Below are 25,988 nucleotides of genomic sequence, written 5' to 3'. Positions count from 1 at the left end.
GATATGTTTCAAAAACACAGTGCCTTGCCGGACATTAATTATTAAATATAGGGGTATTTATGAATTAATAAATAGCGGTTTTAATGGAGGTGATTAGGGTTTCCCATGGTTTAAATTCGGTTGACATACAATGGGAAAAGTCATAAAAGAGGCAACTGAATTGTAAAGGATGCTCCCTTGTTTTCACCTTCACTGTGAGCTTTAATCGTGCCGCCATGAAGTTTAATTAAATTGTTAGCCAGAGCCAGTCCAAGACCAAACCCCTCCCGTTGTTTTATAAATCCCTGGTTGAAAAGCATAAAAATGCTGGATAAAAATTCGGCTTTTATGCCTTTGCCATTATCAGACACAACAATTTCAGCGAAGCGCTGATTGGGGTGGATGTGTGATTGCGATTGGATTGTGATTTCTCCCCCTTCAGGAGTAAATTTAATCGCATTGGCAAGCAGGTTTGAAAAAACCTGCTTGATCCGGGTCTGATCACAGGAGACAATCAGGGGCTTTGAACAGCACATGCGGAGAGACACTGATTTTTTTTCCGCAGAGGCCCTTATGGAGTCAACGCAAAGGCGAATGAGCTGACTCAGATCGGCCGGTTGCATGTCCAGGGTAATCTTGCCGAGGATCGTTCCTGAAATATCCATTAAATCATTAATAATGGTGTTTTGGGTCATTGCGCTGTCTTCAATGGCATTCAAACCAATGGCCAGTTTTTCTTTGGAGATGTGCTGGCTTTTCAATAACTGAGCCCAGGTTAAAATCGCCGTCAGTGGCGAGCGGAGCTCATGGGAGAGTGTGGCTAAAAATAAATCTTTGGCATGGCTGCTCTCTTCTGCCTTGATTTTTTGCGCCTGAAGTATTTCTTCATGTTGCCGATGCTGAATCAGATTAGCAGTTTCATGGGCCAGCAAGTCCAAAATGGTAAGCACTTTACGATCAGGGTAACAGTGGCGTTTCCAATAGAGGGCGATGACTCCCAACAGGCGGCCATAGGCGATAATCGGAATCGTCATCATGCTGCAAATCCCGCTTTTCATAAGCCAGGCCATCGCGGGACAAGGGTGATCAAATGCCGAATCATTTATCAAATCCACATGAATGGTTTTGGCATCCATGGCCGCCATCCTGCAGGGGCTTTGTTCCTCATTGAGAAGCGGCAAGGATTGTCGCATTTCCTTATTAAAACCATGACTTGAGACGGTATGAAGCATGTGGGAAAGCGGATCATAAAGCTGGATATTACCCTTGTCTGCCCTGGCGAATTTCACGAAGGCCCTGTTTAACGTTTGTAACAGGGAGGAAAGTGCATGACGGTTACGAAGACGCAGGCTTATTTTGTGCAGGACCGTGAGATAATCCTTGTCAGGCGATGGGCTTGACGGTTGTTCATCAGCAGCAAAATGATCTGGAGTTTGAGTGATTTTTTTTACCACATATTCATCCATTCAATATCCATAAAAAATAGATAAAAAGAGCCATTTTGCTTTTTTTAAATTTAAATTTTAAGGACGTAATTTTATATTGTAATTTGGTGTCAGGCAATTATATTATTGATAATGAGTTGAAATAATGATTCATGATAAATAATTGGATTATTGGCCTGCCATTGGCCTTAGGATGATGAATGATGAATAGGAATGTTCTCCGTGTGTATCTGGTTGAAGATGATGCGTCAATCAGCAAAGCACTTTTGGCTTTGTTTGAGTCGGTTAAAATTGAGGTGTGCAGTTTTTCGGACCCCCTTGCTTTTCTTGAGGAATTTGACAAAGGCACCATTCAAAATGGCTGCATCCTTTTAGACATCCGTCTCCCTAACATGGGTGGTTTGGAACTGTATCAGAAAATGAAAAAGCACACGACGCTGCCTGTCATTTTCATCACGGCTCATGGCGACATTGAAATGGCAGTTAAAGCCATGAAACTTGGCGCATTCGATTTCATTTCCAAACCGTTTAATAACCAAATTCTTCTCCAGGCTGTGCAGCGATCTTTTTCATTAATTCCTTTAGCCAATATCATCAGTCAATTTAAAACCAACTTATTGACATTAACACCACGAGAAAAAGAGGTTCTCGAATTCATTATTAAAGGTAAAATGAACAAAGAAATCAGCTATGTGCTCGACATTGCACTGTCAACCGTTGAAATTCACCGCTCCAACCTGATGAAAAAATTGAAAATGAAAAATCTCCCGGAACTGATTCATTATTATTTGATGGCCAAGGAAACGGCAGCCAATGAGGCGTTGCTTGAAAAACAACCGGAGACGTATTAATTGCTGGCTTTCCGCTTGACCACAGCTAAAATTGATTTAATACCATCAATTATTCAACGGGATAGGGCTTTATGAACCCAGTGAAGGATGTCTTGGCTTATCTTAAAGCGCATAAGCTGGTTTTAACCACGGCCGAATCCTGTACAGCCGGAAGAATCATTCATCTGCTTTCCAAAATCGCGGGCAGCGGCACCTGCCTGGATGCGGGCTATGTGGTTTATTCCGAAGCCGCCAAGAAGCGGTTATTGGGGGTTAAACAAAAAACCATTGATCGCTACGGATTAACCAGTGAGGAAGTGGCGCACGAGATGGCATTGGGTGCACTCAAGCAAAGTGCGGCAAACGTCGTTGTCGCCACTACGGGCGTGGCAGGACCTGGGACCATGGATGGCATCCCTCAGGGGACCATTTGTTTTGCCTGGGGATTTTTAGTCGACAAAACGCCGGTTATCTATTCACAAACCCGGCATTTCCCCGGAAATCGCAGCGGAGTACAAACCCGGGGGGCCGAATATGCTCTGGTGCATATTCCCTCTTTTCATCAGCGCTGCCATCAGGAGCGCTCCTCCTGATGGGCTTCAGTGTGGAACAGTTTAAGCATTGCCTCGTTAAACTGAGGAATATCATCCGGCTTCCTGCTGGTCAAAATCAGGTCATCACAAACCACGGCTTTATCCACCCAATGGGCGCCGGCATTAATTAAATCGGCTTTAATGGAAGGCCAGGACGTCACCTGATGGCCTTTTACCACATCCGCATTAATGAGTAACCAGGGGCCATGGCAAATGGCTGCAATGGGTTTATGCTGCCTGTGCATCTCTCTGACAAGGGACACGGCTTCGGGAAAGAGGCGCAGTCTGTCAGGATTGGCCACACCGCCAGGCAGCAGTAAGGCATCAAACTCGTCTGCCTTGGCTTCTTTTAAGGGGATATCGACTGTAAACCTGTCCCCTTTGTCCAGATGATTGAATCCTTGCAGGGCGTCCTTTTCAGGAGAGATCAAAAATGTTTTGGCACCGGCTTCTTCCAGGGCTTGCCGTGGTTTAACCAGTTCCACCTGTTCAAAACCATTGGCCACCAGAATAGCGACTTTTAGACCATTGAGGTTTTCCATGTCTTTCTCCGTTCATCTCTGTGATTTAAGTATAGACAATCAGTAAAATGTCCTATTAATTAAAGAGTTGAATAAAAACCATCGGTTTGCTTTAGCGGGCACAGGCTGGAAAATTCATCGATAATTGATTAATACCGGTTTTAGACGTTTAATAGTGCCACCCAGCGAAACAGGGTATATCATGGCAAAACTGTATTTTTATTATTCGGCAATGAATGCCGGCAAGAGCACGGTGCTGCTCCAGTCAAGTCATAACTATCAGGAGAAAGGCATGCAGACCCTGCTCCTGATGCCGGCCCTTGATAATCGTTACCAATACGGGACAATCACCTCACGCATCGGCTTGTCCGAGCCTGCCTATGCGTTTCATTCGCAAGACAACCTGTATACGCATGTTCTGAAAAGCCGAACCGAAAAGCACTATGCCTGTGTGTTGATTGACGAAGCACAGTTTTTAACGCGGGAACAGGTTTATCAACTGACGGAGATTACCGATCAACTCGCCATTCCCGTGCTCACTTATGGATTACGTACGGATTTTCGCGGCGAACTGTTTACGGGCAGTCAATACCTGCTGGCCTGGGCGGATGAATTGGTTGAAATTAAAACCATCTGTCATTGCGGCCGTAAAGCGACAATGAATCGACGCATCAATGCGGCCGGTGAAGTGATTGTTGAAGGTGAGCAATTGTTTATCGGCGGCAACGAAAGCTATGTTTCCACCTGTAGACGCCATTTTAAAAGCGCTCAAACGGTGTCTGAAACCCAACCCGTGCCATAAAATTGTTCAATAACGATACCTTTTCGCATTATTTTTTGATACAATAACGCGCAACTTTCGCGCGCCGTATTAAGGAGTAACATTGTCTGATTCAGCGACGGTGAATTCGGGGGTCGTTTTGCCTCGTGGTGGCCTGATGGCCTGGCTTGTATGCCTGTCAGCCGGTTTGTTTTTCTTTTATGAGTTTTTCCAGCTCAATATTTTTGATGTCATCAATCAGCCCCTGCGCGACGATTTTCATCTGGATGCGACGCAGCTTAGCTGGATGTCAAGCTCCTACCTCTGGGCCGATATTCTTTTTCTGTTGCCTGCCGGAATTATTCTTGATCGTTATTCCATACGCCGGGTTATTCTTTCCGCTATGTTTATCTGCGTGATTGGTACGGTTGGTTTTGCCTTGACCGACTCTTTTTTATTGGCGTCGTTTTTTCATTTTTTATCCGGCATTGGCAATGCGTTTTGTTTTCTGTCCTGTGTTGTTTTAGTTTCCCACTGGTTCCCTCCGCGCCGTCAGGCGCTGGTTATCGGCAGTCTGGTAACCATGGCTTTTATTGGCGGCATGATGGCTCACACGCCCTTTGCCCACCTGAACGAAACTTATGGCTGGCGCAATTCATTGCTTATCGACGGCGCGGCCGGCGCCCTGCTGCTGGTTTGGATTTACATCATTGTTAAAGACAGCCCCCATTCAACGCGGCTTGAGCGCAAAATCCAAACCCAGGCTGTACTGCCGGGTTTTGTTAAGGCCTTGCGCAATCGTCAGAACTGGCTTTCCGGTTTATACACGTCCCTGCTCAATCTTCCCATCATGGTTCTCTGTGCCTTATGGGGCGCAAGCTACCTGCAGGTTGTCCATCGCTTGCCGGACATGGCTGCCAGTAACGTGGTCAGTCTGATTTTCATTGGCAGCATCATCGGTTGCCCATTGGTGGGCTGGTTGTCTGACAGCCAGGGCCGCCGTAAGCCCTTGATGATTTTGGGTGCCCTGGCGACCTTAATCACGATCGTCCCCTTGTTCCTGGACGTGGCTCTTTCACAAACGCAGTTAGGCCTTCTCTTTTTTGCCCTGGGTTTGTTTACCAGCACTCAGGTCATTAGCTACCCTTTGATTGCGGAAAGCAATGATCCGGACAATACCGGCTCGGCAACGGGTGTGGCGTCTACTTTAATTATGGGCGGGGGCGGTGTCGGTCAGGTGTTGTTTGGCTGGCTGATGCAGCATCATGCCGGCACGGCGGCGCAACAGTACACGGTGGCTGATTTTCAATTCGCGATGTGGATGTTCCCGTTGACGGTGATCGCTGCGCTGATAGCGGTATTGTTAATCCGTGAAACTTACTGCAAACGTTAGGACAGAGGAGTTTTTTATGCAGATGGTCGGTGAGTATAGGGAAGAAACCAAAGCGTCACTTCGTATTTTACCCTGGGTGGTTTGTTTTAGCGCGTCGCTTTTTTTCTTTTATGAGTTCATTCAAGGCAATATGTTTGCATCCATTGCCGACAACATCATGCACGACTTTCAGATTCAGGCGGATAAAATGGCGTATTTGTCCAGTATCTATTACCTGTCCAATGTTCTTTTTCTCTTTGTCGCCGGTATGGTGCTTGATAAATACTCCAATAAAAAAACCATCCTGTTTGCCATGTTCCTGTGTGTCGTCAGCACGTTTATTCTGGCTCATGCACAATCGTTTTATTTAGCCTTGCTGTGCCGGTTCATCACTGGTATTGGCAGTGCCTTCTGTTTTCTTGGGCCTATCCGGATTGCCTCACGCTGGTTTCCCCCGCGCCGGATGGCGATGATTACCGGTGCAGTAGTAACCATGGCCATGACGGGCGGCATGTTGTCGCAATACCCGCTTACCAAACTGGTCGCACAGGTCGGTTGGCGTGACGCCTTGATTCAGGTCGGTTGGCTCGGTACCGCCATGCTGATTTTCATGTGTTTTGGTATTGTCGAGAAAAAACAGACGGTCACGGGCGACTCTAAAAAAATTGACGTCAAAACCATCATCCGCAAAGCCTATCTGAATTCCCAGAACCTGCGTGCGGCTCTGTATACCAGCCTTATGAACATGGCGATCGCTGTTTTTGGCGCCATGATGGGTTCCTTGTATCTCATGCAGCGTCTGGATATCAGTAAAGAAGAGGCCTCGCTGGTCAATACCATGTTGTTCCTTGGCGCCATTTTCGGCGGCCCTGTGATTGGCTGGATCTCTGATAAACTCGCGCTTCGCATCATGCCAATGAAAATCGGGGTCCTCGCGTCATTGGCCACAGTATTGGTTATTTTGTTTGTTCCCGTGTCCTTGCCTGTCATGAAAGTGTTGTTTTTCCTCCTTGGTTTTTTTACGGCGGCACAGGTGATAAGTTATGCGCTGGTGGCAGAAAGCAGCTCGCCGCTGATTACGGCGACGGCCGTGAGTGTCATTTCCATTCTGACCCAGGGCGGGTACATTGTTTACCAAAATGTGTTCAGCCAACTGCTGATGCACCATGGCGAGATGCAGATGGTGCAGGGTGTGCCTGTTTATTCGCTGGGCGATTATCAATACGCGGCTCTGATGTTGCCAGTCGGTTTAATTATTGCTTTACTGGCATTAACAGGTTTGCGTGAAACGCATGGTCGTCACATTGAGGGGTAAGCTGGATGCCGGGACGTGTATGTATACTTTTATTGGATTCCCTGGGGATTGGGGCAAGTCTGGATGCCCATTGCTACGGCGATGAGGGTGCCAATACTTTTGCTCACATCCATGAAGCCTGTGCAGAGGGCCTGGCTGACAAACCCGGCGTGCGTCAGGGGCCGTTGATGCTTCCTAACCTGACCGCTGCGGGGCTTTACCATGCCACCATGGCCAGTTCGGCCGCCACCAGTTTTTCGCTGGAAGGCCTTGCCGATCCCATTGGCTATTACGGCTATGCCGTGGAGCAAAGTCTCGGTAAAGACACGCCCAGCGGGCATTGGGAATTGGCTGGCGTCCCGGTGACCTTCGAATGGGGGTATTTTCCGGATACGATTCCGTGCTTTCCTGAAAAGCTGATTGCTGAGTTGGTTCGTGAAGCGAAACTGCCGGGCGTATTAGGGCAAAAGCATGCCTCCGGTACCGTTATTATTGATGAACTGGGGGAAGAACACATTAAAACGGGCAAGCCCATTGTTTACACCTCGGCAGACAGTGTCTTTCAGATTGCCGCACATGAAATGCATTTTGGTCTTGAACGCTTGTATGACCTCTGTGAAATTGCCCGCCGTCTGGTCGACGAGTATCAAATCGGACGGGTAATTGCTCGCCCCTTTATTGGTGAACCTAATCATTTTTCGCGTACCGGCAATCGCCGCGATTATGCCACATTGCCGCCCGCACCCACGTTGCTTGATGAGTTGAAAAAAAGAGGCCGGGAAGTCATTGCCATTGGCAAAACTGCCGATATCTTTGCCCATCAGGGCATGACCCGCACCGTCAAGGCCGATGGGAATATGGCGCTGTTTGATGCTACGCTTGATGCGATGAAATCTGCACCGGCAGGCAGTCTGGTGTTTACCAATTTTGTTGATTTCGATTCATCCTATGGTCACCGCCGTGACACCGCGGGTTATGCGCATGCGCTGGAGCAATTTGATGCCAGGCTGCCTGAGCTGCAAGCCTTATTGAATGACGACGATGTGATTGTCATTGCCGCGGATCATGGGTGTGACCCGACTTTCCCGGGTTCGGATCATACCCGGGAGCATATTCCCGTTCTTCTGTTTGGGCCTAAAACACCAAGCCACTTTATCGGCCGCCGCGACAGTTTTGCGGACGTGGGCCAGAGTCTTGCCCGCTACCTTGACATCGAGCCCTTGCTTCACGGGGTTTCTTTTCTCTGATGAGTTATCCGCTTGCTTTCCTCGATTTTTGCGCTACTGTGGAACACAAGCCGACGTCGCTGCGCAAAAATGTCCTTTATATTTTATGGCGCAGTAACAAGCCGCTGAAGGCTTACGATATCGTCGAGCAATTGCTGCAGTTTAACGCCAATGCCAAGCCGCCGGCTGTTTACAGGGTGCTGGATTATTTTGTCGCCTTAGGTCTAGTCCACAAGATCGAATCCATTCAATCCTACTCGCTATGCCAGGAGCATGAAAAAAAATACCATTGTGAGTTATTAATGGTGTGTAACCAATGCCATACGGTCACGGAAGTGTATGATGCGGCGTTGCATGCCCTGATAAAACAGTTAGGTCACAAACAGCAATTTGCCCTGCAGGAAGGCAGTATTGAAATCAAGGGTCTGTGTGAACCTTGTCAGCAACAACGGACCCACTGTTTCAAAAAGGTATAAAAAAAGTCAAGAATGTCTATTGAATTTCTCATGCAATGCCCCCACATAAGCTGTTTCAGTGTGTATGAGGAATTATCTTGGAACAATACCGTGGAACAACCATCCTGTCTGTTAGGCGGGGTAACCAGGTCGTGATCGGCGGCGACGGTCAGGTCACTATGGGCAACACCGTGATGAAAGGCAATGCCAAGAAGGTTCGACGCCTCTATAAAGACAAAGTCATTGCCGGCTTTGCCGGTGGTACCGCGGATGCGTTCACCCTGTTTGAACGATTTGAACGCAAACTGGAAATGCACCAGGGGCATCTGGTCCGTGCGGCGGTGGAGTTGGCCAAAGATTGGCGTACCGATAAAATTCTGCGTCGCCTCGAAGCGCTGCTGGCAGTGGCTGACAGGAATGCCTCGTTGATCATTACCGGTAACGGCGATGTCATTGAACCCGAAGGCGGCTTGATTGCTATTGGTTCCGGTGGTCCATTTGCCCAGTCCGCGGCTCGCGCACTTTTGGAAAATACCCAATTGCCGGCGGTAGACATCGTCCGCAAAGCCCTGGCAATTGCTGGCGATATTTGTATCTACACCAACCATAATTTAACCATCGAAGAATTGGATAGTGACAGTGAATAATGCAATGATGACTCCTCGGGAGATTGTGCAAGAGTTGGATAAGCACATTATTGGGCAGGATCAGGCGAAACGGGCAGTTGCTATTGCACTGCGTAATCGTTGGCGGCGCATGAAGATTGCCGACTCGGCCTTACGCAATGAGATCATGCCGAAAAACATTTTAATGATTGGGCCGACCGGTGTGGGTAAAACTGAAATTGCCCGCCGTCTGGCCAAACTGGCACAAGCACCGTTCATCAAGGTGGAAGCCACCAAATTTACTGAAGTGGGGTATGTGGGCCGCGATGTGGATTCCATTATCCGCGATTTGGCGGACATTGCCATTAAGCAGGAACGTGAACTGGCAATGAAAAAAGTGGAAAACCTGGCCGAGGAGGCTGCAGAGGATCGTGTACTCGATGCCTTGCTGCCGCCTGCGCGCGGCAGCCTGGTTCCGAGCGAGAAAGAAAGTTCAACTCGCCAGATATTTCGCAAGCAATTGCGCGAAGGGACGTTGGACGACAATGAAATTGAAATTGAAATCGCCGCTTCACCCGTCGGTGTGGAAATTATGGCCCCGCCTGGCATGGAAGAAATGACCAGTCAATTGCAGGCGATGTTCCAGCAGGTCGGCAGCGGCCGTACCAAAACGCGTAAAATGACCATTGCCAAAGCGATGAAAATTATTCGTGAGGAAGAGGCCTCAAAACTCATCAATGAAGAAGACATCAAAACGCGGGCCATTGAAAAAGTGGAACAGCACGGGATTGTATTCATCGATGAGCTTGATAAAGTGGCACGGCGCGCAGAGCACGGCGGCGGGGATGTGTCACGGGAAGGGGTGCAGCGGGATTTATTGCCTCTGGTGGAAGGTACAACGGTTTCGACCAAATACGGCATGATCAAATCTGATCATATCCTGTTCATTGCCTCCGGTGCTTTCCATGTTGCCAAGCCGTCTGATTTAATTGCTGAACTGCAGGGACGGTTACCGATTCGTGTGGAGTTGGCCGCACTCAGTGTGGAGGATTTTGTTCGCATTCTGACAGAACCCAGTTGCTCATTAACGCAACAATACACCTCCCTGATGGAAACGGAAGGGTTGACCTTGACCTTTGATGCCTCGGGCATCAAGCGCATTGCTGAAGTGGCGTGGCAAGTGAACGAGCGCACTGAAAACATTGGAGCTCGTCGCCTTTACACCGTGATGGAGCGTTTACTGGAAGTGGTTTCCTTCGAAGCCACCGACAAGGCGGGCGAATCCGTGCACGTGGACTTGGCCTATGTCAATGAGCATCTCGGTAAGTTGGTTGCCGATGACGATTTGACCCGTTATATTTTATAAAAAAAGCTTCCGCGCGAAGCGGAAGCGTGTTCTCTTATAACTTGCAGGTCGACGAAGGGTCGCCTGAATCGGCCAGGTAATTCACGGCAATGGCTGCCGCTGTCAGCGCTGCAGCACCAAAGAATAAAAACGAACACTGCCTGTTTCGTTTCTGACGCTCCAACTGCTGTTTGCGTTCATTCTCCTCTCGGGCTTTTTCCCGGCTGCTCTGTTCAGTGATTTCCGTTCTCATGGTGTTGACCAGGCTGGGTTCATCATCCACATCGAGCATGGGTCGGGCAGCAAGATTCTCCATGATTGCGAAAACCTCACCGGCCTGCGCTTTAGTCTCGTCAATGAGGTCCTGGGAGGCGCCGGTGTCATTGGCAGAAAAATGTTCAATACAGGTGGACAGCGGCAGGCTTATCTCCAAAGGAGAGTAGGAAGGATTGATGATCCGTTGATAGACAAGAAAAAAGCCCAATCGGCAAAAGAGTGCCGCTTCGGAGGGAGCATTTTTTAACTGATAGTCAAAATTGACCAGCAGTTGCAAAATCTGCTCGATCACAGGGTAGGGGTCATCAATGGCCGCATATTCAATATGGAAATGGGGATATTCATTATGCGCATTGAGATTGTGGCTAAAATGGGGATCATGCGCATGAATATGATCCTCGCCAAACATCGAAACATGGCCATCGAGCACCTCTGCAGGGGGTAACTTCTGAGCAAAGGAAAAGGTGGGGCACTCACTGCCATCCGCGTGGCCGCTGCATTTTAGCAACAGGCTAATGAGCCCTTCCATAAAGTAGCTGTTGATGGACTGTTGTTTTTCGGTTTCGCCACGTTGATGAAAAAGGGTAAACGTCAGTGTGCGATCATCGTAGACAAACTCCACTTTGCTTAAAAAGGAGCTTTCGCTGAAGTCAATGATGGCGCGTGTGCCTGTGTATTTATGGTAAATCGTGGTTAATTTCATGAAGGACCTCCCGGAAGTCATTAAATGGATCAATACCTTGTGTAACGCAAGTTTACATTTGTGTTAAGAAAGAACATAATGGGGCAATTTATAGCGACTTTGGTGCATTATGATTGCCATCATTGAATCTTTCAATGCCGGATTGTTAAATAAGAAACATTGGGTGTCCAATGTTATCGCAGGAATCATTGTCGGCGTGGTCGCCCTGCCTTTGTCCATGGCCTTTGCCATTGCTTCCGGCACCAAGCCTGAGCAGGGTATCTACACGGCCATTGTTGCGGGCTTGATCGTTTCTCTTTTCGGCGGCAGTCGTCTGCAGATTGCCGGTCCAACCGGGGCGTTCATTGCCATCTTGGTAGGCATTACTGCCAAATACGGCATTGATGGCTTGCAAATTGCGACCATGATGGCGGGTTGCATGCTGTTACTCATGGGCCTTGGCCGTTTGGGAACCGTCATTAAATTCATTCCTGACCCGGTGATCGTCGGGTTTACCTCAGGGATTGCTGTCGTAATTTGGGTGGGGCAATGGAAAGACTTTTTTGGCTTGCCCACGGTAAGCGGTGTCCACTTTCACGAGAAATTGTGGCATTTGTTGCAAGTCTTACCGCAAATGCACTGGGCTACCACGGGCCTTGCTGTTTTTGCCCTCGCACTGGTGATGTTCTCCTATCAATTGCCGGGATTAAAGCGGGTACCGGGGCCATTGGTGGCATTGCTGGCGGTTACCCTGCTGCAGGCGATTTTTCATTTTAAAGGGGTAGCAACCATTGGTTCACAATTTGGCGGCATCCCACGAGGATTGCCCGCTTTTCACTGGCCTGAAATCAGCGTGGATCGGGTGTTGGAATTGATGGGCCCCGCTTTTGCCATTGCCATGCTTGGAGCCATCGAATCCCTGCTCTCGGCCGTGGTGGCCGATGGCATGGCCGGAACACGTCATGACTCCAATCAGGAATTGGTTGGTCAGGGGTTGGCCAATATCGCGGCGCCTCTGTTTGGCGGATTTGCAGCAACTGGCGCCATTGCTCGTACCGCCACCAATATTCGTAACGGTGCCAACAGCCCGTTAGCCGGTATTATTCATGTCATTACCCTGGTGTTGGTCCTTATTTTCCTGGCACCGCTGGCGGTTCATATTCCCTTGGCTGTATTAGCGGCTATTTTATTCATGGTGGCCTGGAACATGAGCGAGGCCAGGCATTTTATAACCATTCTTCGTAAAGCGCCGCGTGCGGATGTGGTTATTCTGCTGGTTACTTTTTCCCTGACAGTGTTTGTCGATCTGGTTGTTGCGGTCAATATTGGTGTCATTCTGGCTGTCCTGCATTTCTTAAGGCGAATGGCGGCAAGTGTCGAAGTGGAACAAATCCCTCATGAACAATTGCAAAATGATTGTGAGGAGAACGGCTTGGCACATTTACCTGCTGACGTGCTGGTGTATGCAGTGGAAGGGCCATTCTTTTTTGCAGCCGTAGAAAATTTTCAATTGGCTCTGGCCAATACCCACACGGATCCCCGGGTTCTGATTATTCGATTGGGCTGGGTTCCTTTTGTTGACATTACCGCACTCAGGACATTGGAGGAGGCAATCATCGAACTGCACCATCGCGGAGTACGGGTTATTCTCGCCGGGGCCAATGCCCGGGTTTACAGTAAATTGAAAAAGGCGGGGATTATTCAACGCATTGGCGAGCAAAATAACCTGGCCACTTACACCGAGGCATTGCACAGTGCGTGTTAATCACTCCTTAAGGCTAAAAAGCTGCTCAAGGTTAAGGGATAAGCTGTTTCTGAGCGCGTCATTGGCTTGAATGAACACAGCCTGCCAGGATTTAGACAGGCTTTGTACGTCCTCTGCGGCGGGTAAACGGTAGGGAATCAGTTGCGACAGCGCATACACTGACAGTTTGCTGATGTCCCTGCTGAGCATGAATTGGTCATCGGCGGTGCAATGGATTAAATGAGCAGCCGTTAACCGTTCAATGATTTCATCCGCATCCACCGCATAGGGTTGTGCACTGCTTTCAATCAATTGCTGCAAGCATAGCCCCTGTCCCTGTTGTTGAGCCAGCCACAATTGTTTAAGCCAGAGCAGGACATGAATAAAACCTTGCAGTGGTTCGCCTTCCCGCCGACGGTACGTGACGGACAGCGCGTAACAGATCTCTGCCCCAAGCAGGGTAATAAACCACACCCAGTAAACCCAGATGAAAAAAATAGGCACGGTGGCAAAGGCGCCATAAAGCAGCTGGTAAGTGTTGTATTGCGTCAGGTAATAGGCAAAGGCTAATTTGGCTGACTCAAAAAGAATGGTCGCTACGATCCCGCCAATCAACCCATGGCTTAATTGCACCGGATGATTAGGCACCACCACGTAAAGAAAGGTAAAACCAATGAGCGACAACAGGTAGGGGGCTGAGTTAAGTAACAGGGAGGGGGCGGAATTATCACGGATAATGGGTACGGAGATAAGGTAGGAGCTTGCGGCCAGACTTAAGCCTAAAAAAATCGGGGCCAAGGATAAGATAGCCCAGTAAAGCAAAAAGGCGGTTGCTCCATGACGAGGGATGGTGACATGCCAGATTTTATTCATGGCCCGCTCAATGGTAAACATGACCAATAACGCCGAGATGATAAGAAACACGATACCCCAGGTGGGTAAACGCGAAACCTGGGAAGTAAACAATTGCAGGTAATTTTGAATCATTTTACCGGTGGCTGGGACAAAATTCTGAAAAATAAAATCCTGTGTGGGTTGCACCAGCCCCTGAAAAACCGGAAAAGATGAAAAAATGGCCAGTCCCACGGTCATCAGTGGGACAACGGCCAGAAGGCTGGTAAAGGCCAGCGCCGAGGCGCGGTAGGTGCAATCGTCATTAATAAAATTCATAATGACGAAGCGAGTGAACGAAAGAAGTTGCCTGCTTGTGTTTTTTAGCCAATCCATGAATGAGCCATTCCTGGTATCAAGCCGGCTTGGCGTCCAACTCCCCAATGGCCACGTGTTTACGGGCAAGCGAGAAGGTCCAAGCCAGACCAACGAGATAGGTAACCCCTACTATCGCACAATATAAACCAAAATGGCTATTGTTGTGTTTGGCATACACCGCACTGGCTGCCTCCACGCCAATGGCTTGTTCGCACATGCTCATCATGCTGATCACCGCATAGGCCGTGCCTTTACTGACTGGTGTGGAAAAAAGAATGAAACGACTGAGCGGCGCACAGGCGACACCAATACCAAATCCATACAGCGTTAATCCCGGCATCAGGTAGATAAAATGCGGGTTAATCATCATCGGCAGCAGCCAAGTCAGGAACATGCCGGCCACTGTAATGGCGGAGCCGCGTAGAATCATTTGCTTGACAGTGCGCTGTTTGGTCAGCTTGCGCAGGTACCAGTTACCGAACAGGCCGGCGGTGAAAATGGGCAATTGCCACAACGCATAATGTATGACGGTCAAATGTGCATCAGTGACGATAATGATCGGAGAAATGGCAATCCAGGCAATGCAGGGGATGCCCAATAATCCGGAAGCAAAAGCGCCCATCATGAAGGTCGGGTTAGTCAGCAGCCTGCCATAATTTTTAAACACCGTTTTGGGGGTGAACGGGATGCGGGGGATGGTTTGCCCGTCGCTTTTCACCGCACCAATCGGTTCCGGCATAAACCGCCACATGCCCCAAAGTGAAATAAGCGCCAGCGCGCCGATTAAAATGAAAATGGCCCGCCAACTGAAATAGAGAATAAACGTTGCGCCTGCAAGGGGGCCGAGCAAGGGGGCTAACGAGGCGATATTGGTCAATACCGAGGTAATGCGGATCGCATCCATTTCCGCAAAAATTTCCTGCAGGGTCGCGTAACCAATCACCGTGGTAAAACAAAGCCCCAGGCCTTCAAAATAACGGGCCAACAAAAATTGTCCGATACTGCCTGAGTGGGCGATAAAAAAAGTAAACACGGTAAAAATCACCACGCCAATCAGCATCACTGAACGCCGTCCGTAACTGTCGGAAACAGGGCCGAGGAACAGTTGCAGGCTGGCTCCGCCAAGAATATAGGCTGTCAGTGAGGTGGCAATGGCCGATTCCGGCGCATGAAACGATGACACCACATGAATCATGCCGGGCATGATCATGTCGTTGGCGATGTAGGTTAAGAACTGGTAGAGAACCAGAAAGGCAGCAAACCAGAGTGCTTGCCTGCGGGTAATATTAATCAACGGTTTGGACATGATGCACACAGGGTAGGGGTTAAAAAGCGCAGGCCAGTTTACACAAAATGGGGACAAAAAGCACGGTCCAATTCGGTTTATATCGGCACTGAATTCAAATGCAGTGTAATTGTTCAAAAAAAACACATGTTGTGTTATAATATTCGGCCTCCCACGAAGACTTGATAATGATGCTAGAAAAAATTTTCCCTTTGACCTCGCTGGATGAGCTTAAAAAACGCTACCATCGCTTAAAAGCGGACATCTCCCTGATGCGGGCAGAAAAACTGGATTGCGTGCAGGTGATTTTTGAAGACTTGCTCAACGCTGTGAAAAAGCCAGACGAGCTATCCCAACAACGATTTGAAGCCATTCTTTATGTCAAGGCTCAGATTTAGAGAGTGTTCATCTAACTGTGTCACCTCGCTAGTTATCTAAGCCCTATATTTAATCTATCTTCAAAATAGATGTGTAACTGGGAAATGATAAGCGCCCAATTGTGCATGGGCTGATTCCATTTTTCCAGCACTTTTTGGCAAGCACAATAAATGAGCTTAATAAGGGCGTTTTCACTGGTGAAAGCGGCTTTATTTTTAGTGTATTTGCGGATTTGTCGATGAAAGCCTTCCACAATGTTAGTAGTATAAATAATGCGCCTGAGTTCTTCTGGGTATTTAAAATATTGGGATAGAGCCTCCCAGTTATTATTCCATGACTTCAATACAGCGGGGTATTTTTGCCCCATTTTATCTCTAACTCTATTAAGTGATGCTCGGCTAGCTCTTTGCTGGTTGCTCTGTACACAAGCTTTAAATCGGCCATGAACGCTTTCTGGTCTTTACTGACTACATACTTTAGGGAGTTGCGAATTTGATGAACCACACAAAGCTGCACTTCGGTTTTAGGAAACACCTCAGCAATCGCCTCAGGAAACCCTTTAAGCCCATCAATGCTTGCAATGAGGATATCCTCTACGCCACGGGCTTTGAGGTCATTTAGAACACCAAGCCAGAAGCGAGCCCCTCATTTTCAGATAAATAAAGACCTAAAATATCCTTCCGCCCCTCCGGTGTTACTGCAAGAACTGTATAAAACGCTTTGCTAGTCACTTTCCCCTCGACACGTACTTTAAAATGCATGGCATCTAAAAAGCAATAGGATATACAGACTCCAAAGACCGATTGCGCCATTCGGTAATCATAGGAAGTAATTTATCTGTGATAAGGCTGATTTTAGCTGACGATACTTCTAAACCATACATCTCGGCTAGGTGTTCACTTATGGCTTCGTAGCTCATACCCAGGGCATATAAGGCTAAAACTTTGTTATCTAGGGATTCATTCAATACAGTTTGACGCTTCTTGACAATTTCTGGCTCAAAACTACCGTCTCTATCTCTTGGTGTCTCTAAATCAAAAACACCGGAAGTGGATTGTATGGTCTTGGTCGTTTTGCCATTGCGTCGATTCGTAAGTCCGGTTTCATGGCACGCTTCCATATGCGTGTCCATTTCACCTTCCAAAGCAGCTTCTAATAGTTCTTTGATTAACGGCGTTAATATCCCGTCTTTACCCGTCAAGGATTGACCTGATTTTAATTGAGATATCGCATCTGCTTTGAAATCATTGAAATCAAAATTCGCTAAATCTATTTTTTTATTCTTATTCATTGTCACCTCTACAAAATTGTACAAATTATATCAATTTTTAGAGATGACACAGTTATTTGAACACTACCCAGATTTATATTCTTTTAATCAGTGACAAGGCCCTGATTGATTCCCTGCTCGATAAGCTCGAACAAGCGTGTGCTGACAATTTTCGTGCCTGCTCCCTAAGCACCGATCAACTTCTGGAAAAGAAATTATGCCCTGAGTATTATCAGACCAAGCGCTTTTCCTATACGCAGGGTACGCGTGAGCTGGAGGAGTCTCTTTATTATCCGGTCATTTCCCAGGAAATTTTAGACGCGGAGTATCCTGAAACGATTTTAACCGCACCGCTGTTGGAGCAACTGCAAAAAAACCGCATTAATTTTCATTGCCGAGTGCCGGGGCGGAAGCGCTTTCTCGAAAGCGATGGCTGGCTACGCTTTTTTGGTATCGTGTCGGATGCGTCTTCAAGTGCCGTCTTGTCAAGAGGCCAGATTTTTATAGAGCCGCCGGAATTTCCGCATACGGTTAGCCGTCTGCACGGCCCCTTTGGTCATGCCCTGCAGGAATATTTAAATTCAAAATTGCTTGAGGGAGGCCATTTGCACATGCCCGACTCGAAGGAGATTGGTAAAATCACCGAGCTTGACTTGTTGAAAGCAGAGGCCTGGCCGCTTAAGGATGTAAAAAAAGGAGAATTTGCTACTTGTCTCTTTGATCTGATGCGTGAGCGTCTGCCAGAGAAGTTACGCCGCTTTCGCGTGGTTCCTACTCAGGCGTTTGCTTTTACCGCTTCTGAGTTTATCACCCAGTACCTCCTGTTGAGCCCATACCGTTTCCCCTGCCTGTCAAGCGTCATGTATTGCGTTTATGCAAAGGGTACACAAACTTATTTTCAGAGTGTACCGGGTTTTTCGGAACTTAAATCTGAAGAGCAACTGCTTATTATGAATAATTATTGTGATAATGTCGCGCTGGATATGGATGTTGCCGCCTTTATTAAAAAAAATCCAGACTATTTTCGATGCAACAATGGTTCAGCCAAGGACCCTATCTTTTTTAAAGAGGCTTCAAAGCCGTTTATTTACTCGTCCATGGATGATGATGCCCGCACCATTCGTGCGCGGAAAACCGCGGCAACGGCTTGCATTGCGCCAGAAAGAAAGCACAACGCAAGAGAATTGTATGATGACTTATTATTCTCAGGTTCCCCGCGAATTACAAAAAAGAACGACCGGGAATACATATCACTTGCGCCATGATAACATCCGTCTTGACCCTCACGTAACGTGATCCATTACAATGCGTCATGAGGAGTCAAACATGCGGTATTATCAGATTAAAGAAATCAGCTGCCTCACCTCATTGTCAGTGCGTTCTTTGCAATACTACGATGAGAGGGGCTTGCTTAAGCCGAGCAAGCGTTCGCAAGCGGGTTATCGCCTGTATTCGGATGCCGATTTACTGCGTTTGCAGCAAATCGTCACACTGAAATACTTAGGCTTTTCTCTCAATGAGATTAAGAAAACGCTGGATGATCCGCAGTTTGATAGTCAAAAATCCCTGGTCGTTCAGGCCCGGCTGCTTGCGGAAAAAGCACGGCAGCTCAACGATGCGTCGGCTTTGCTGACTTATATCGCAGCACAACGCGAAGCGAAGCAGGCTGTGAACTGGCGAAGTACGGCAGAAATCATTGCAATTCTGGAGTTAAGCAGTATGAACCCTGTGAAGGAACAATATAAAAATGCGGCGGATGCGTCCGAGTTAGGCAGAAAATCAGACTATGACGCGTCTTATAATCCACTCAGGCTTTATCCAATCCCCCGTGCGGGTAAACGTCAGGAAATTGGAATTCATCCTGAGCAATTGCCGTTTTATGGTTTCGATTGCTGGAATCATTACGAGGTGTCCTGGTTGAATGAAAAGGGGAAACCCATTGTTGCTATGGCAGAAATCGATTATGATTGCCGCACGCCGATGTTGATTGAATCCAAGTCACTGAAACTTTACTTTAATTCGTTCAACAATACCCGGTTTAAATCCCTCGCTGAGGTAGTCAACACCATCAAAAACGATCTTGAACAACGTGTTCAGGGGGACGTAAGCGTCGCTGTGCATCCGCTGGGTTACGGCATAACGCCAACCCTTTATGAGCATTTTAATGGTGAGTGCATTGATCATCTCGACGTGGAGTGCTCAACCTATACGGTCGAACCGTCCTTTTTGACAGCGACAGGCGATTGGGTTGAAGAAACCCTTTATTCTGATTTGTTAAAGTCCAATTGCCTAGTCACTAACCAACCTGATTGGGGGAGTGTGCAGATTAGCTACAAAGGGCAAAAAATAAACCGTGAAGGGTTGTTGCAATACCTGGTTTCTTTTCGTAACCACAATGAATTCCATGAGCAATGCATTGAGCGGATTTTCATTGACATCATGCGGCAGTGTCAGCCTGAGGAGCTGACCGTGTATGGCCGTTACACACGGCGGGGTGGTTTGGACATTAATCCTTACCGCAGTACGAAGCAACCGGTCCGTCAGGGACTGAATTTCAGGCTTCCGCGCCAGTAGCGCTGGGCGGTGGTCTGTCTCAATAACGGAGTTCAGGCAGTAATGAATCAGGAAAAAACATTAGTTTCCATGTTGCCCCTTTTTCTGGTGCTTTTTATTGACGGGATGGGGTTGGGATTATTATTTCCTATTCTTAATTCCATTTTGATTGACCCCACTGCTGGTTTTTTACCGTCAGGCACCAGCGAGGCGATGCGGGATTTCTATTATGGTTTAACCATCGGCATTTTTATGATTTGCTGGTTTTTTGGTGCGGCCATCCTTGGTGATTTATCAGACAGTGTCGGTCGTAAGAAATCGTTGATGATTTGCCTGATTGGGGCTTTTCTTGGTTATCTTCTGTCAGCCATCGCAGTGGTTTTTCAAAACTACTGGGCCTTGCTGGCCGGGCGTATTATTGCTGGCTTCACGGCGGGCAGCCAGCCCATTGCCCAAGCGGCGATTGTTGATGTCAGTTCAGAGGCGCACAAGGCCCGCAACATCGGCTTGATTTTGCTGTCGGTTTCCTTAGGCTTTGTTTTTGGTCCAGTGTTTGGCGGAATCCTATCCGACACACGCCTCGTCAGTTGGTTTAATTTCGCAACGCCCCTTTATTTTGCTTCGTTAATTTCGCTGTTGAATGCGATTCTGCTGCAATTTACCTTTAAGGAAACATTTACTCGAGCACACGATAAAATCCGTATCCGCTGGCATCACGCCATTCATATTTTTATCTCGGCCTTTAAACACCCAGCCATTCATCGTTACTCCCTGGTGCTGTTGGTAATGATTTTTGGCTGGAGTAATTATTTCTCCTTCATTCCACTTTACCTGCTGCAGACCTATCACTACAGCGCCATGCAAAATTCGTTTTTCCTGGCGGTTATGGGCTTAGGTTTCAGTATTGGCTGCGGCTACATCGTCGATTGGTGTACCCTGCGTTTTAATTACGATAAAACGGTAGTCGTCGGATTATTGCTGACAGCGGTGAGCGTGCTGTTTGTTCTGTTCAGCCAGCAGCAATGGGTGGCCTGGGTCGCGACCTTTTTTATCGGCATCAGTCTATCCGTCGCTTATTCCGTGTTATTGACCATTTTTTCTAACCAGGTCACGGATAACGAACAGGGTTGGGTGATGGGGGTGACGGGGTCGATTATGGCCCTCTGCTTTGGTTTAACTTCGCTGTTCACCGGATTAATCGCGCAGGTGGGGGCGCAATTGCCGATGATGCTGGCGTTTGGCGGTTTGAGTCTCAGCGCGGTGATGCTGTGGTTTTTTAAACGACCCCATCATGCCCTGGAAAAAAGCGGCAAACCCAATGTTCACCTGTAACTCGTTTAAAAAAGGAGTGGAGCGATGGCAAAGCCGTATGTATTAGTCCTTTATTATTCACGCAGCGGCGCCACGGCGCAATTGGCGCAATACATTGCCCGTGGGATTGAAAGTGTTGAAGGCATGGAGGCTCGCATCCGCACAGTGCCTCCTGTATCCACCACCTGCGAGGCCGTGGATAGCCCTATACCGGATAAAGGCGCACCCTATGCGACGCTCGATGATTTAAAAGACTGCAACGGGTTAGCCTTGGGCAGTCCAACACGCTTTGGTAACATGGCCGCGCCACTGAAATATTTCCTTGATCAGACAACCCCGCTGTGGCTGGCTGGCGATCTGGTGGATAAACCTGCCTGTGTGTTTTCATCCTCCGCGTCCATGCATGGCGGTCAGGAAACAACCCTGACCAGTATGATGATTCCGCTACTGCATCAGGGCATGGTTATTCTGGGACTGCCGTATACGGAGCCTCAATTGAACACCACCCAATCCGGAGGTACACCGTACGGTGTAACGCATGTTTCCGGTGTGGCCAATGACAAGCCCATCAGTGAGGATGAAATGGTTCTGGCAAAACGCTTGGGCAAGCGGTTGGCAAGCCTTGCACTGAAAGTGAAGGACTAGGTCTGCCCGGCGTGTGTTAAACTAAACGTAAGTTCGTTTGATAAGAACATACGTCTTGCAATTATCACCCAGTCTCAGTAAGGTCAGTTTTTTAAGTAATTGGATATGCAGTGAAAGTTATCAGTTTTAATGCCAATGGTATTCGCGCCGCAGCCAGAAATGGTTTCTATGAGTGGCTGCTGACACAGGATGCCGATTTTGTCTGCCTCCAGGAAACCAAGTCCCAGGTCTGTCAATTGCTGCCTGAGGAGTTGTACTTCCCCCGTGATTATTATTGTGATTTCTATGATGCTGAAAAAAAAGGCTACAGCGGCGTTGCCATTTTTTCCAAACACAGGCCAGAGCGCGTAATTAAAGGCATGGGTTTTGATTATTGCGACAAAGAAGGGCGTTACATTCAATTTGATTACCCCAAATTAAGTGTCATTTCCCTGTACCTGCCTTCAGGAACCAGCGGCGACGGACGTCAGGAGGTCAAGTACGATTTCCTCAAACGCTTTGCCGAGCACCTGCTTGCTCTTAAGGAAAAGGGTAAAGAATTGATTATTTGCGGCGATTACAACATTGCTCATAAAAAAATTGACTTGAAAAACTGGCGCAGCAACCAGAAAAATTCCGGATTTTTGCCGGACGAGCGGGCATGGATGGACCAATTGTTCGGTGCGATGGGCTTTGTCGATGCCTTCCGTGTCCGCAATCAGGAAGAAGAACAATACACCTGGTGGTCCTATCGCAGCCGTGCCTGGGAAAAAAATGTCGGGTGGAGAATCGATTACCAGGTCATTACCCCGGGTTTAACCGAGAGCGTGGATAGCGTGTACATTCATCGTGAAGGCCGCTGGTCGGATCATGCGCCGTTGATTATTGATTACAAGGGGGATTGGTGCTTAAGTTAGCCAGTTGGAATGTCAATTCCTTAAAAATTCGTCTGGAACAGGTATTAACCTGGCTTGATGCCACACAAACGGATGTTTTAGCCTTACAGGAAACCAAACTCATTGATGAGCAATTTCCGGTCCAGAGCTTTACAGAACGTGGCTTTGAGGTCGTGTATTCCGGTCAGAAAAGCTACAATGGCGTGGCGGTCATCAGCCGTCACCCCATGACGGAGGTTGCCCGGGATATCCCTGGACTGGATGATCCGCAACGGCGTATTCTGGCGGTGACTGTCGCGGGGATACGCCTCATCAATCTGTACATTCCCAATGGTTCGATGGTGAATTCCGAAAAATACCATTATAAATTATCCTGGTTAACCCGGGTAAAGGGCTACATTGAAGAACAATTGGCTCTGCATCCCAAATTGGCGGTGGTGGGGGATTTTAATATTGCCCCTGAAGACAGGGATGTGCATGATCCGGCGGAGTGGGTGGGTTCTGTGCTGGTCAGTCCATTGGAGCGGCAAGCCTTTTTTGACATGATTAACCTCGGCTTGACCGACAGCTTTCGCTTATTTGAACAGGAAGAAAAGCTGTTCAGCTGGTGGGACTACCGCGCGGCCGGATTTCGACGCAATCGCGGGTTGCGTATTGATCACTTACTTTTAAGCAGTGAATTGACCGCTTGCTGTCTTCGCTCTACCATTGATAAAGGGCCGCGTAAACATGAACGACCTTCTGATCACGCGCCGGTGATGGTTGAACTTGACATCTGATTCAGATCCATAAGGAAAGAAAATGAGAATAATAAAAGGAATTAGTCTGGCCATGCTGCTTTCAACGTCTGCCTTCGCAGCGAGTGAAACAGCCGCTCCTGTTGCTCCAGTGGATGAGTCACTGCCCATTGCCAAGGTCACTACGGCATCCAAGCTGTTGCGCATTACCCCCCGGCAGGCCTTGTTGCGTTTGAAAGAGGGGAATCAGCGTTTTTTAAGCGGCAATCGGCAGAAGCGTGATTACCTGGCCCAGGCCAAGATGGCTTCTTACGGGCAATACCCTTGGGCTGTGGTGCTGAACTGCATGGATTCACGCAGTGTACCTGAATTGTTTTTTGATCAGGGGCTGGCTGATTTGTTCAGTTTGCGTGTGGCTGGGAACGTGCTTAACGACGATATCTTAGGCAGCATGGAATTCGCTACCAAGGCCGTAGGCTCTCGCCTGATTGTTGTTCTGGGCCATACCTCCTGTGGCGCGGTAGTGGGTGCCTGCAAAGACGTTCATTTAGGTCATTTGGACAGCGTTTTGGATAAAATCAGTCCACTGGTTGCCCCGACCAAGAAGGAAACCCAGTTGGACAGCTGTACGGATCCAGCCTTGATTAACGCCATTGCTAAAAACAATGCATTACGGGTTGTTCAGCAAATTGTCCAGCGAAGTCCTATCATTAAAGAGTTAATCGATCAGGGACAAGTCGGCATTGTGGCGGGTATTCACGACATTAAAACCGGTCAGGTCACCTTCTTTGAAGAAGGACGCTTATTGCCTGATCGAAAAAATTGATTTAAATGGCCATTTCTGGTAACCTTGCCCGTCATTTACAAACGAGTATGGTGCCCGGCAGGTGACCAGGTGGCGATATTCATTTTACAAACAGTGAGAGTGGTATTATGCAAGCTTCAATACACCCAGAATACAAAACAATTAAAGTCAGCTGCAGTTGCGGTCATACTTTTGAAACCGGTTCAACGTTAGCTCAGGATCTGGCTATCGAGGTTTGTGCTGAATGCCATCCTTTTTATACCGGTAAGCAAAAGCTGGTTGATACGGGCGGACGTGTTCAGAAATTCCGTGATCGTTATAAAAAGAAAGATTAATTTCGCTGTTTAGCAATGCTATAATGGCATGATATTATTGATAAAAATTCCAGGCGCAGTAAGTATGCGCCTTTTTTTTGCAAAATGACTATTCATGTTAATTTTTTTTCTATATGATTTTTCGCTGGATTTTGTGAGAAGAGAGTGAGCACCTTGGATAAAGATGAGTTAAAGCAACGCGCCCTGCATTACCATGAGTTTCCTAAAGCAGGGAAACTCGCTGTCAATGTAACCAAGCCTACGAATTCCCAGGATGATTTATCCTTAGCTTATACTCCGGGTGTTGCTGAACCCGTTCTTGCCATTGCTGACAACCCCAATGATGTGTTTCGATACACCGGCAAAGGAAACCTGGTGGCCGTGATGACCAATGGAACAGCGGTCTTGGGCCTTGGAAATGTCGGGCCCCTGGCCAGCAAACCGGTTATGGAAGGCAAGGCCGTGCTTTTTAAACGGTTTGCTGACATCGATGTTTTTGACATTGAAATCGATGCCGATAACCCCCAGGCTTTTATATCAACAGCCAAACGCATCGCCCCAACCTTTGGCGGCATTAATCTTGAAGACATTAAAGCACCGGAGTGCTTTGAGATAGAGCAGGCCTTGATTGAACAACTGGATATTCCTGTTTTTCATGACGATCAACACGGTACAGCCATCGTGGTCGCCGCCGGTTTGCTTAACGCGCTGGATTTAAAAAAGAAAAAACTCTCTGAGGTCCGCATTGTCTGCATTGGCGCCGGCGCGGCCGGTATTGCGTCCATGCGTTTGCTGGTTGCCTTGGGTGCTGACAAGGAAAACATGCTGTTGCTCGACAGCAAGGGCGTCATTCACACCGGCCGTGAAGATCTGAATTCGTATAAATTTGCTTTCGCACGTAAAACCGATCGTCGCACCCTGGCGGATGCGCTTGTGGACGCGGACGTGTTTATCGGTGTGGCCAAACCGGACTTGTTAAATGCAGATTTATTAAAATTAATGGCGCCTGATCCCGTCATTTTTGCCTTATCTAATCCTGATCCAGAAATCAGGCCGGAGATAGCTCACCGTTACCGGGATGATTTAATTATCGCCACAGGACGCAGTGACTACCCTAATCAGGTAAACAATGTCCTGTGTTTTCCATACATTTTCAGGGGGGCGCTGGATGTACGTGCCACGTGCATCAATCAATCAATGCAGATTGCTGCTGTTGAAGCCATCCGTCAATTGGTTCTCGAACCAGTACCTCAAGTCGTTAAGGACAATTATCCCGGTGTGGAAAACTGGGATTTTGGACCTCACTACATCATTCCCAAGCCAATTGATCCCCGCTTGAAAGACAAAGTAGCCCAGGCGGTCGCCAAAGCTGCCATAGCAAGCGGTGTTAGTCGGATTGAGCGCGCACCGAATTAATGAAGCATTTATCCATTCTTGTGCTTAACCAGTGAGTAAGTTAAGGAGTCAGTTTTGCGTACT

The 25,988-nt window shown here is 48.0% G+C and carries 24 protein-coding genes and 3 pseudogenes; 21 read left to right on the top strand and 6 right to left on the bottom strand.

Annotated features, from left to right (window positions below; genetic code table 11):
• Window positions 1-140: 140 nt before the first annotated feature.
• Entirely contained in the window at window positions 141-1,445 is a 1,305-nt protein-coding gene (locus GH742_RS13180) for a GAF domain-containing sensor histidine kinase (protein ID WP_203455350.1), read from the bottom strand.
• A gap of 179 nt (window positions 1,446-1,624) precedes the next feature.
• Between GH742_RS13180 and GH742_RS13175 the strand changes: the two genes are divergently transcribed.
• Together GH742_RS13175 and GH742_RS13170 are read left to right on the top strand one after the other, a co-directional pair.
• Window positions 1,625-2,275: a response regulator transcription factor gene (locus GH742_RS13175; RefSeq protein WP_203455349.1), complete on the top strand. Its 651-nt coding sequence runs from the start codon at window positions 1,625-1,627 to the stop codon at window positions 2,273-2,275.
• Between the two features lie 71 nt (window positions 2,276-2,346).
• Complete coding sequence (locus GH742_RS13170) at window positions 2,347-2,847, top strand: CinA family protein (RefSeq protein WP_203455348.1); 501 nt, start codon at window positions 2,347-2,349, stop codon at window positions 2,845-2,847.
• On the opposite strand, the gene GH742_RS13165 is transcribed toward GH742_RS13170, so the two are convergent.
• Window positions 2,829-3,389, bottom strand: coding sequence for a type 1 glutamine amidotransferase domain-containing protein (locus tag GH742_RS13165; protein WP_203455347.1), 561 nt, complete (start codon window positions 3,387-3,389; stop codon window positions 2,829-2,831). The two genes, GH742_RS13170 and GH742_RS13165, sit on opposite strands and share 19 nt — an antisense overlap.
• Window positions 3,390-3,570: 181 nt before the next feature.
• Here GH742_RS13165 and GH742_RS13160 point away from each other — a divergent pair.
• The 7 genes and pseudogenes from GH742_RS13160 (at window position 3,571) to hslU (ending at window position 10,446) form a co-directional block, all read left to right on the top strand.
• Window positions 3,571-4,217, top strand: a pseudogene (locus tag GH742_RS13160) (thymidine kinase).
• A 35-nt stretch (window positions 4,218-4,252) separates the two neighbouring features.
• Window positions 4,253-5,521: a nitrate/nitrite transporter gene (locus GH742_RS13155; protein WP_370569494.1), complete on the top strand. Its 1,269-nt coding sequence runs from the start codon at window positions 4,253-4,255 to the stop codon at window positions 5,519-5,521.
• Between the two features lie 16 nt (window positions 5,522-5,537).
• Entirely contained in the window at window positions 5,538-6,815 is a 1,278-nt protein-coding gene (locus GH742_RS13150) for an MFS transporter (RefSeq protein ID WP_203455345.1), read from the top strand.
• 5 nt (window positions 6,816-6,820) lie between these two features.
• The gene (locus tag GH742_RS13145) at window positions 6,821-8,041 is read left to right on the top strand and encodes a phosphopentomutase (RefSeq protein WP_203455344.1); all 1,221 of its coding nucleotides are present in this window, start codon (window positions 6,821-6,823) and stop codon (window positions 8,039-8,041) included.
• A complete protein-coding gene (locus GH742_RS13140; protein ID WP_203455343.1) occupies window positions 8,041-8,496 on the top strand; it encodes a Fur family transcriptional regulator in 456 nt (151 codons plus the stop codon). The genes GH742_RS13145 and GH742_RS13140 overlap by 1 nt, the downstream gene beginning before the upstream one ends.
• Window positions 8,497-8,573: 77 nt before the next feature.
• Window positions 8,574-9,122 (top strand): ATP-dependent protease subunit HslV, encoded by a 549-nt coding sequence (gene hslV, locus GH742_RS13135; protein WP_203455342.1) that lies wholly within the window; start codon window positions 8,574-8,576, stop codon window positions 9,120-9,122.
• A 4-nt stretch (window positions 9,123-9,126) separates the two neighbouring features.
• On the top strand, window positions 9,127-10,446 hold the full coding sequence (gene hslU, locus GH742_RS13130; RefSeq protein WP_239005222.1) for an ATP-dependent protease ATPase subunit HslU: 1,320 nt from the start codon (window positions 9,127-9,129) through the stop codon (window positions 10,444-10,446).
• A 34-nt stretch (window positions 10,447-10,480) separates the two neighbouring features.
• Here hslU and GH742_RS13125 read toward each other — a convergent pair whose 3' ends face one another.
• Window positions 10,481-11,404, bottom strand: coding sequence for a hypothetical protein (locus tag GH742_RS13125; RefSeq protein ID WP_203455341.1), 924 nt, complete (start codon window positions 11,402-11,404; stop codon window positions 10,481-10,483).
• A gap of 109 nt (window positions 11,405-11,513) precedes the next feature.
• On the opposite strand from GH742_RS13125, the gene GH742_RS13120 reads away from it, so the two are divergent.
• Window positions 11,514-13,148, top strand: coding sequence for a SulP family inorganic anion transporter (locus tag GH742_RS13120; RefSeq protein ID WP_203455340.1), 1,635 nt, complete (start codon window positions 11,514-11,516; stop codon window positions 13,146-13,148).
• On the opposite strand, the gene GH742_RS13115 is transcribed toward GH742_RS13120, so the two are convergent.
• On the bottom strand, window positions 13,149-14,354 hold the full coding sequence (locus tag GH742_RS13115) for a YihY family inner membrane protein (protein ID WP_203455339.1): 1,206 nt from the start codon (window positions 14,352-14,354) through the stop codon (window positions 13,149-13,151).
• A 19-nt stretch (window positions 14,355-14,373) separates the two neighbouring features.
• On the bottom strand, window positions 14,374-15,642 hold the full coding sequence (locus tag GH742_RS13110) for an MFS transporter (protein WP_203455338.1): 1,269 nt from the start codon (window positions 15,640-15,642) through the stop codon (window positions 14,374-14,376).
• 167 nt (window positions 15,643-15,809) lie between these two features.
• On the opposite strand from GH742_RS13110, the gene GH742_RS13105 reads away from it, so the two are divergent.
• Window positions 15,810-16,019, top strand: coding sequence for a hypothetical protein (locus GH742_RS13105; protein ID WP_203455337.1), 210 nt, complete (start codon window positions 15,810-15,812; stop codon window positions 16,017-16,019).
• Window positions 16,020-16,051: 32 nt separating this feature from the next.
• On the opposite strand, the pseudogene GH742_RS13100 reads toward GH742_RS13105, so the two are convergent.
• Window positions 16,052-17,290, bottom strand: a pseudogene (locus tag GH742_RS13100) (IS256 family transposase).
• A gap of 56 nt (window positions 17,291-17,346) precedes the next feature.
• Between GH742_RS13100 and GH742_RS13095 the strand changes: the two are divergent.
• The 10 genes and pseudogenes from GH742_RS13095 to GH742_RS13055 all read left to right on the top strand — a co-directional run bounded on the left by GH742_RS13095 (window position 17,347) and on the right by GH742_RS13055 (window position 25,925).
• The gene (locus tag GH742_RS13095; protein WP_203455336.1) at window positions 17,347-18,534 is read left to right on the top strand and encodes a hypothetical protein; all 1,188 of its coding nucleotides are present in this window, start codon (window positions 17,347-17,349) and stop codon (window positions 18,532-18,534) included.
• Between the two features lie 40 nt (window positions 18,535-18,574).
• Window positions 18,575-18,832 (top strand): annotated as a pseudogene (locus GH742_RS15890) (MerR family transcriptional regulator); the annotation flags it as partial.
• A gap of 156 nt (window positions 18,833-18,988) precedes the next feature.
• Window positions 18,989-19,843 (top strand): NADPH-dependent 7-cyano-7-deazaguanine reductase QueF, encoded by an 855-nt coding sequence (gene queF / locus GH742_RS13090; protein WP_370569564.1) that lies wholly within the window; start codon window positions 18,989-18,991, stop codon window positions 19,841-19,843.
• A gap of 42 nt (window positions 19,844-19,885) precedes the next feature.
• Window positions 19,886-21,154: an MFS transporter gene (locus GH742_RS13085; RefSeq protein WP_203455334.1), complete on the top strand. Its 1,269-nt coding sequence runs from the start codon at window positions 19,886-19,888 to the stop codon at window positions 21,152-21,154.
• A 24-nt stretch (window positions 21,155-21,178) separates the two neighbouring features.
• Entirely contained in the window at window positions 21,179-21,778 is a 600-nt protein-coding gene (wrbA, locus tag GH742_RS13080) for an NAD(P)H:quinone oxidoreductase (RefSeq protein WP_203455333.1), read from the top strand.
• A gap of 110 nt (window positions 21,779-21,888) precedes the next feature.
• Window positions 21,889-22,674, top strand: coding sequence for an exodeoxyribonuclease III (locus GH742_RS13075; RefSeq protein ID WP_203455332.1), 786 nt, complete (start codon window positions 21,889-21,891; stop codon window positions 22,672-22,674).
• Window positions 22,662-23,432, top strand: coding sequence for an exodeoxyribonuclease III (xth, locus tag GH742_RS13070; RefSeq protein ID WP_203455331.1), 771 nt, complete (start codon window positions 22,662-22,664; stop codon window positions 23,430-23,432). The genes GH742_RS13075 and xth overlap by 13 nt, the downstream gene beginning before the upstream one ends.
• Before the next feature lie 22 nt (window positions 23,433-23,454).
• Entirely contained in the window at window positions 23,455-24,216 is a 762-nt protein-coding gene (locus tag GH742_RS13065; RefSeq protein ID WP_239005221.1) for a carbonic anhydrase, read from the top strand.
• Between the two features lie 107 nt (window positions 24,217-24,323).
• Window positions 24,324-24,530, top strand: a complete 207-nt coding sequence (gene rpmE, locus GH742_RS13060) for a 50S ribosomal protein L31 (RefSeq protein WP_058530546.1) — start codon at window positions 24,324-24,326, stop codon at window positions 24,528-24,530.
• A gap of 153 nt (window positions 24,531-24,683) precedes the next feature.
• Complete coding sequence (locus tag GH742_RS13055; protein WP_203456959.1) at window positions 24,684-25,925, top strand: malic enzyme-like NAD(P)-binding protein; 1,242 nt, start codon at window positions 24,684-24,686, stop codon at window positions 25,923-25,925.
• Window positions 25,926-25,988: the final 63 nt, after the last annotated feature.

It is taken from the genome of Legionella sp. MW5194 (genome assembly GCF_016864235.1).
In the GTDB taxonomy this organism is placed as follows: domain Bacteria; phylum Pseudomonadota; class Gammaproteobacteria; order Legionellales; family Legionellaceae; genus Legionella_C.
Note: the sequence above shows the minus strand (reverse complement) of the source record. Positions and strands in the feature narration are given on the sequence as shown.

Bases quoted from the DNA above. Each gene is read 5' to 3' on its own strand.
- GH742_RS13180 (WP_203455350.1), bottom strand. From the start codon at position 1,445: ATGGATGAATATGTGGTAAAAAAAATCACTCAAACTCCAGATCATTTT.
- GH742_RS13175 (WP_203455349.1), top strand. From the start codon at position 1,625: ATGATGAATAGGAATGTTCTCCGTGTGTATCTGGTTGAAGATGATGCG.
- GH742_RS13170 (WP_203455348.1), top strand. From the start codon at position 2,347: ATGAACCCAGTGAAGGATGTCTTGGCTTATCTTAAAGCGCATAAGCTG.
- GH742_RS13165 (WP_203455347.1), bottom strand. From the start codon at position 3,389: ATGGAAAACCTCAATGGTCTAAAAGTCGCTATTCTGGTGGCCAATGGT.
- GH742_RS13150 (WP_203455345.1), top strand. From the start codon at position 5,538: ATGCAGATGGTCGGTGAGTATAGGGAAGAAACCAAAGCGTCACTTCGT.
- GH742_RS13145 (WP_203455344.1), top strand. From the start codon at position 6,821: ATGCCGGGACGTGTATGTATACTTTTATTGGATTCCCTGGGGATTGGG.
- GH742_RS13140 (WP_203455343.1), top strand. From the start codon at position 8,041: ATGAGTTATCCGCTTGCTTTCCTCGATTTTTGCGCTACTGTGGAACAC.
- hslU (WP_239005222.1), top strand. From the start codon at position 9,127: ATGATGACTCCTCGGGAGATTGTGCAAGAGTTGGATAAGCACATTATT.
- GH742_RS13125 (WP_203455341.1), bottom strand. From the start codon at position 11,404: ATGAAATTAACCACGATTTACCATAAATACACAGGCACACGCGCCATC.
- GH742_RS13120 (WP_203455340.1), top strand. From the start codon at position 11,514: ATGATTGCCATCATTGAATCTTTCAATGCCGGATTGTTAAATAAGAAA.
- GH742_RS13115 (WP_203455339.1), bottom strand. From the start codon at position 14,354: ATGGATTGGCTAAAAAACACAAGCAGGCAACTTCTTTCGTTCACTCGC.
- GH742_RS13110 (WP_203455338.1), bottom strand. From the start codon at position 15,642: ATGTCCAAACCGTTGATTAATATTACCCGCAGGCAAGCACTCTGGTTT.
- GH742_RS13105 (WP_203455337.1), top strand. From the start codon at position 15,810: ATGATGCTAGAAAAAATTTTCCCTTTGACCTCGCTGGATGAGCTTAAA.
- queF (WP_370569564.1), top strand. From the start codon at position 18,989: ATGAACCCTGTGAAGGAACAATATAAAAATGCGGCGGATGCGTCCGAG.
- GH742_RS13085 (WP_203455334.1), top strand. From the start codon at position 19,886: ATGAATCAGGAAAAAACATTAGTTTCCATGTTGCCCCTTTTTCTGGTG.
- wrbA (WP_203455333.1), top strand. From the start codon at position 21,179: ATGGCAAAGCCGTATGTATTAGTCCTTTATTATTCACGCAGCGGCGCC.
- GH742_RS13065 (WP_239005221.1), top strand. From the start codon at position 23,455: ATGAGAATAATAAAAGGAATTAGTCTGGCCATGCTGCTTTCAACGTCT.
- rpmE (WP_058530546.1), top strand. From the start codon at position 24,324: ATGCAAGCTTCAATACACCCAGAATACAAAACAATTAAAGTCAGCTGC.